Origin of the sequence: Dietzia cercidiphylli, from assembly GCF_014145145.1 — a bacterium.
GTDB lineage: Bacteria > Actinomycetota > Actinomycetes > Mycobacteriales > Mycobacteriaceae > Dietzia > Dietzia natronolimnaea.
This window is the reverse complement of record NZ_JAALEA010000185.1, coordinates 1-5,524: the sequence shown is the minus strand read 5'-3', so window position 1 is coordinate 5,524 and position 5,524 is coordinate 1. Positions and strand designations below refer to the sequence as shown.

Genomic DNA, 5,524 nt, shown 5'->3' with positions numbered 1-5,524 from the left:
ACCGCCTGCCACAACGCGGGGCGCTGCCCGTGGTGGTGTTCATGCGACCTGGCCCAGCCACGGCGGGGCCACAGGCGGGAGACGTTCGGCGCGAGCGCGGCCTCGATCTCCTCCTGCCCCGGCAGATCGGGCAGGGGCGCGGAGTCGACCTCCTCGCGCCAGTCGGCGAGCAGCGCGGCCAGGGCGTCGGAGCCGGCGGGGCGGTCGCCCACCCCGAGGACGCGCAGGAGCTCGTCGTCACGCTCCACCGCCTCCGGATCCGGACCGTGCGCGTCGAGGGAGGCGGCGTCGTCCCGGGTGCCGGGGTCGACATCGTCGTCGTTCATCGCCATCGCTCCTCTCCGTCCTGCTCGATCCTGGTCCGGAGCTGCTTCATGGCCCGGTGTTGGGCCACCCGCACGGCTCCGGCCGTGCTGTCCACTATCTCCGCGGTCTCCTCCGCGGAGAGTCCCACGACCACCCGCAGTCGGATGATCTCCCTCTGCTTCTCGGGCAGGGTTCCCAGTAGACGACTCATCGCCCTGGCCACCTCGCCGTCGAGGATGTGATCCTCCGGTCCCGTCTCCGTGGAGAGCACCTCCGGGAGGTACTCGACGGGATCCGACTTGTTCCGTGCGGCGCCCCGGTGCGCGTCCGCGACCTTGTGTGCGGCGATCCCGTACACGAAGGCCATGAAGGGACGACCCTGATCCCGGTACCCGGGCAACGCCGAGAGCACCGCGATCAGCACCTCCTGTGCGACATCGTCAGCAGAAAGGTTGACCCTCTCCGCACCCCCGACGCGGGAGCGGCAATACCGCACCACCCCGGGACGGACGAGTTCGAGTACCCGCGTGGCCGCCGAACGGTCTCCTTTGACCGCGGCGGCGACGGCGAGTTCCAACTCGTCTGCTGTACCTGTCATCGATTTAGGGGGGCCTCTCGTTACACGGGTGTGCTACGGGGCACGGCCTTTCTGTCGGGGTGCGGCGCCGGACCGTCGCGGTCTCACGTCCGGACCGTCGCGGCCGGCGGGGCGTGGGCACAGGATACTTCTGCGACCCCTGTGCCGGAGGTCATCCGGTGAGGGCCCAGCGTAGCCGCTCGGAGCGGGGTGAGACGACATCACCGGTCGCCGGACGACGAGCGGGCCCCGGTCCCGCGGGTGCGGGACCGGGGCCCGGTCGGGACGGGATCAGTGCGAGTGACCGGCGTGTGAGTGCCCGCCGGGCGCCTCCTGCTCGGGCTTCTCGACGATCGCCGTCTCGGTGGTCAGCACCATCCGCGCGACGGAACAGGCGTTGACGACGGCCGAGTGGGTGACCTTCACCGGGTCGATGATGCCCGCCGAGACGAGGTCACCGTACTCGCCGGTGGCGGCGTTGAAGCCGTCCCTCGGACCGAGGTCGGCGACCTTGCTCACCACGACGGAGCCGTCCTCGCCCGCGTTGGCGGCGATCCAGAACAGTGGCGCCGCCAGCGCCTTGCGGACGACGTTCACCCCCACCGCCTCGTCGGCGTCGGTGGTGTCCTCGGCGAGCCGGGCGAGCGACGCCGCGGCCTGGACGAGCACGGAACCGCCACCGGCGATCACGCCCTCCTCGACGGCGGCCTTGGCCGAGTTGACCGCGTCCTCGACGCGGAGCTTGCGCTCGGTGAGCTCCGTCTCGGTGGCGGCGCCGACGCGGATGACCGCGACGCCCCCGGAGAGCTTGGCGATGCGCTCCTCGAGCTTCTCGCGGTCCCAGTCGGAGTCGGTGTTCTCCGCCTCGCGGCGCAGCTGCGCCACCCGGGCGTCGACGTCGGCCTGGTCACCGTCACCGTCGACGATGATCGTCTCGTCCTTGGAGACGGTCACGCGGCGGGCGTGTCCGAGCACCTCGAGGCCACAGTCGGAGAGCTTCATGCCCAGGTCCGGGCTGACGACCTGACCCTTGAGGACGATAGCGAGATCGTCCTGGAAGGCCTTGCGGCGGTCGCCGAAGAACGGGGCCTTGATCGCGACGACCTTGATGGTCTTGCGGATCGAGTTGACGACCAGCGTCGACAACGCCTCGCCGTCGACGTCCTCGGCCACGACGAGCAGCGGCTTGCCGGTCTCGGCGACCTTCTCGAGCAGCGGGAGCAGGTCGGGGAGGGAGCTGATCTTCTCGCGGTGCAGCAGGACCAGGACATCCTCGTAGATGGCCTTCTGCTCGTCGGGGTCGGTGACGAAGTAGGGGCTGAGGTAGCCCTTGTCGAAGGCGATGCCCTCGGTCACGGCGACCTCGGTGTGCAGGCCCTGGGATTCCTCGACGGACACGACGCCGTTGACACCCACGGCGTCCATGGCCTCGGCGACCATCCGGCCCACCTCGGGGTCACGGGAGGAGACCGTGGCGACCTGCGCCACCCCCTCGGACCCCGACACCGGGGTGGCGGCGGACTTGAGGAACTCGACGACGGCGGCCGAGGCCTTCTCGATGCCCTTGCCCATGGCCATCGGGTTGGATCCGGCGGCCACGTTGCGCAGCCCCTCACGGATGAGCGCCTGCGCGAGCACCGTCGCGGTGGTCGTGCCGTCACCGGCCACGTCGTTGGTCTTGGTGGCGACGCTCTTGACCAGCTGGGCACCGAGATTCGCGAACGGCTCGGAGAGTTCGATCTCGCGGGCGATGGAGACACCGTCGTTCGTGACGGTGGGGCCACCGAAGGCCTTGGCCAACACGACGTGCCGACCCTTCGGGCCGAGCGTGACCTTGACGGTGTCGGCGAGTTGGTCGACACCGGCGAGCATGCCCTTACGGGCCTCCTCGTCGAACGCTATCAACTTGGACATTGATGGGACTCCTGGAAGGAAGAGGGTGTTCGGGACGGACGGGTCGTACTGCGTAACGGACCGGTGCGACACCGGTGAGACACCACCGCCCCGGCGGGCCGGACACTGGCCGGCGCCACCGGGGCGGGGTTGTACCGACTCACGTCAGTCGATGACCGCGAGAACGTCGCGCGAGGAGAGGATCAGGTACTCCTTGCCCTCGTACTTGATCTCGGTTCCGCCGTACTTGGAGTAGATGACCTTGTCCCCCTCCTTGATGTCCATGGGGATGCGGTCGCCGTCCTCGTCGAAGCGGCCCTTGCCGACCGCGACGACGGTGCCCTCCTGGGGCTTCTCCTTGGCGGTGTCCGGGATGACGAGGCCGGACGCCGTGGTGGTCTCGGCAGCGGTGGCCTCGACGAGAATCTTGTCCTCAAGCGGCTTGATCGCCACGATGGATCCTCCGTGTGTAGATGGCTGGTGTGTTCAGGGGGGCGGGGCACCGGGGTGGCGTCGTCGCGGGTGACGCGACCGGGTCCATGCCTATTGGCACTCTATATGCGCGAGTGCCAGCACTCAAGTGTCCCGGGTGCCCGATCCGGCCCCGTTCGCGGACGGCGAACACCACCCGGCCCCCACACACCCGCTCGAGCACGCCGCCGGGCGCGCGGGCCCCGCGTACGATCAGCGGGAAGTCCCGCCGCCCCCGGGAGGAGTCGTCGCCATGTCCCGTACCCCCTCCGGTGACGCGGACGCGTCCGGCCGGCGGGATCCGGAGGACCCCGGCGACGAGTCGCACGCCGGTCCCCCCGACGTCAACGGGACGGCGCTCGCCGCGGTCGTGTTGGCGGTGGGCAACGTCGTGTTCGGGTCCTTCCTCGGACTGTTCCTGCCCGCGGTCCCCGCGATCTTCGCGCTCGCGTCGGTCCTGCTCGGCCATCTCGCCCTGGCCAGGATCAACCGGACCGGACAGGCCGGGCGCGGTCTCGCCCTCACCGCCCTCGCGGTGGGGTACCTGTGGTTGGTCCTGATCACCCTGCTGATCTGCGGGATGCTGCTGTTCACCGGGTACGGCTTCGCACTGCTCGGGTTCTGAGGCACCCGCCTCACCACCCTCCTCACACCACCCGCCTCACACCAGCTGGGTCACCCCGACCGTGAGCCCCGGATCCGCCGCCACGGTGAGGGCACTGGGTTCGGCACCCGCCGCGAGGAGCGCGGACGCCACCGCCACGACCATCGCCCCGTTGTCCGTGCACAGCCGCGGCCGGGGGACGCGGAGGCGGATCCCGGCCTCGGCGCACCGCTGCGCCGCCAGCTCCCGCAGCCGGGAGTTCGCGGCGACGCCGCCGCCGACGAGCAGGGTCGACACCCCGAGATCTGTGCAGGCCCGCACGGCCTTCATGGTGAGCACGTCCGCCACGGCCTCCTGGAACGACGCGGCCACGTCGGCGACCTCGAGGTGCACCCCGTCGCGCTCGGCGGCCTCGATCCGGCGCGCGACGGAGGTCTTGAGCCCGGAGAAGGAGAAGTCGTGTCGGGCGTCCCGGGGCCCGGTCATCCCGCGGGGAAAGGGTATGGCCGCCGGGTCACCGGACGCCGCGAGTCGATCGATCACCGGACCGCCCGGGTAACCCAGTCCCAGGAGCCTCGCGACCTTGTCGTAGGCCTCCCCCGCCGCGTCGTCGACCGTCGAGCCGAGCTCCACCACCGGATCAGTGAGAGAGCGCACGTGCAGGAGCTGGGTGTGTCCGCCGGAGACCAGCAGCGCCACGCATTCGTCGAGCGGTCCGCCGTCGAACCCGGCCACGGCGACATGTCCCACCAGGTGGTTGACCGCGTAGAACGGTGTGCCCCACGCGGCGGCGTAGGCCTTGGCCGCCGAGGAGCCCACCAGCAGTGCACCGGACAACCCGGGCCCGATGGTCGCGGCCACGGCGTCGGGCCGGTCCACACCCGCCTCGGCGAGCGCCGCACGCACGGTCGGGACGAGCGCCTCGAGATGCGCGCGGGAGGCGATCTCGGGCACCACGCCGCCGAAGCGCGCGTGCTCGGACATCGACGAGGCCACCACGTCGGCGAGCAGCTCCGCGCGCCCGTCATCGTGCACCCGGGCGATCGCCACGCCCGTCTCGTCGCACGAACTCTCGATCCCCAGAACGGTCCTCATGAACTGTCTCCTCCTCCCGCGTCGGGTCCGTGGTGCGCCGGACGCACCATCAGGTGCGCGTCGGCCATGCTCGGACGGTAGTACCGGGGCCGTAGCCCCACCACCTCGAAACCGTGGGCCTCGTAGAGCGCGCGGGCCGGGACGTTGTCGGTCCGCACGTCCAGGACCACCGGGGCCGCCTCCGCGTCCGCCACCGCGAGCAGGCGACGCAGCATCGTGCGCCCGATCCCCCGACCCCGGAAGGCCGGATCGACGCCGATGGTGTGGACCTCGAACTCACGGTCCCCCGCCCGCCCGAGTGCCGCCAGCACGGCGTACCCGACCAGCGTGCCCTCCGACCGGGCGGCCAGACAGGTGGTGTGCCCGGAGCCGATCTCGGACAGGAACGATGCGGCAGACCACGGTCCGTCACCGCGGAAGAGCACTCGTTCGAGTTCCGCGCACCGCATCGCGTCGCCCGCGACCAGCGGATCGTAGACGACCCCGTCCACGGCGCCGCCGCCCGGCACCGGACCGCTCACCGCGGTGGCCCTCCGGCCTCGACGCCCCGCAACGCCGGGGACGGCTCCACCCGGCGT

The 5,524-nt window shown here is 71.1% G+C and carries 6 protein-coding genes and 1 pseudogene; 1 reads left to right on the top strand and 6 read right to left on the bottom strand.

Annotated elements, in window-relative coordinates; all coding sequences use genetic code 11:
• The 4 genes and pseudogenes from G6028_RS07310 to groES all read right to left on the bottom strand — a co-directional run.
• Window positions 1-326: pseudogene (locus G6028_RS07310) on the bottom strand (hypothetical protein); the annotation flags it as partial.
• Window positions 323-904 carry a sigma-70 family RNA polymerase sigma factor gene (locus G6028_RS07305; RefSeq protein ID WP_179524690.1) on the bottom strand — a complete coding sequence of 194 codons (582 nt, stop codon included), beginning with the start codon at window positions 902-904 and terminating at the stop codon, window positions 323-325. The gene G6028_RS07305 and the pseudogene G6028_RS07310, both read right to left, overlap by 4 nt.
• A 270-nt stretch (window positions 905-1,174) precedes the next feature.
• The gene (gene groL / locus G6028_RS07300; RefSeq protein WP_179524689.1) at window positions 1,175-2,797 is read right to left on the bottom strand and encodes a chaperonin GroEL; all 1,623 of its coding nucleotides are present in this window, start codon (window positions 2,795-2,797) and stop codon (window positions 1,175-1,177) included.
• Between the two features lie 144 nt (window positions 2,798-2,941).
• On the bottom strand, window positions 2,942-3,229 hold the full coding sequence (gene groES / locus G6028_RS07295; RefSeq protein ID WP_017837219.1) for a co-chaperone GroES: 288 nt from the start codon (window positions 3,227-3,229) through the stop codon (window positions 2,942-2,944).
• A gap of 271 nt (window positions 3,230-3,500) precedes the next feature.
• On the opposite strand from groES, the gene G6028_RS07290 reads away from it, so the two are divergent.
• Complete coding sequence (locus G6028_RS07290) at window positions 3,501-3,872, top strand: DUF4190 domain-containing protein (RefSeq protein ID WP_182658473.1); 372 nt, start codon at window positions 3,501-3,503, stop codon at window positions 3,870-3,872.
• A gap of 36 nt (window positions 3,873-3,908) precedes the next feature.
• On the opposite strand, the gene tsaD is transcribed toward G6028_RS07290, so the two are convergent.
• Both tsaD and rimI read right to left on the bottom strand, forming a co-directional pair.
• Window positions 3,909-4,946 (bottom strand): tRNA (adenosine(37)-N6)-threonylcarbamoyltransferase complex transferase subunit TsaD, encoded by a 1,038-nt coding sequence (gene tsaD, locus G6028_RS07285; protein ID WP_182641210.1) that lies wholly within the window; start codon window positions 4,944-4,946, stop codon window positions 3,909-3,911.
• Entirely contained in the window at window positions 4,943-5,395 is a 453-nt protein-coding gene (gene rimI / locus G6028_RS07280) for a ribosomal protein S18-alanine N-acetyltransferase (RefSeq protein ID WP_182610144.1), read from the bottom strand. The genes tsaD and rimI overlap by 4 nt, the downstream gene beginning before the upstream one ends.
• Window positions 5,396-5,524 lie beyond the last annotated feature (129 nt).

Bases quoted from the DNA above. Each gene is read 5' to 3' on its own strand.
- G6028_RS07305 (WP_179524690.1), bottom strand. From the start codon at position 904: ATGACAGGTACAGCAGACGAGTTGGAACTCGCCGTCGCCGCCGCGGTC.
- groL (WP_179524689.1), bottom strand. From the start codon at position 2,797: ATGTCCAAGTTGATAGCGTTCGACGAGGAGGCCCGTAAGGGCATGCTC.
- G6028_RS07290 (WP_182658473.1), top strand. From the start codon at position 3,501: ATGTCCCGTACCCCCTCCGGTGACGCGGACGCGTCCGGCCGGCGGGAT.
- tsaD (WP_182641210.1), bottom strand. From the start codon at position 4,946: ATGAGGACCGTTCTGGGGATCGAGAGTTCGTGCGACGAGACGGGCGTG.
- rimI (WP_182610144.1), bottom strand. From the start codon at position 5,395: ATGCGGTGCGCGGAACTCGAACGAGTGCTCTTCCGCGGTGACGGACCG.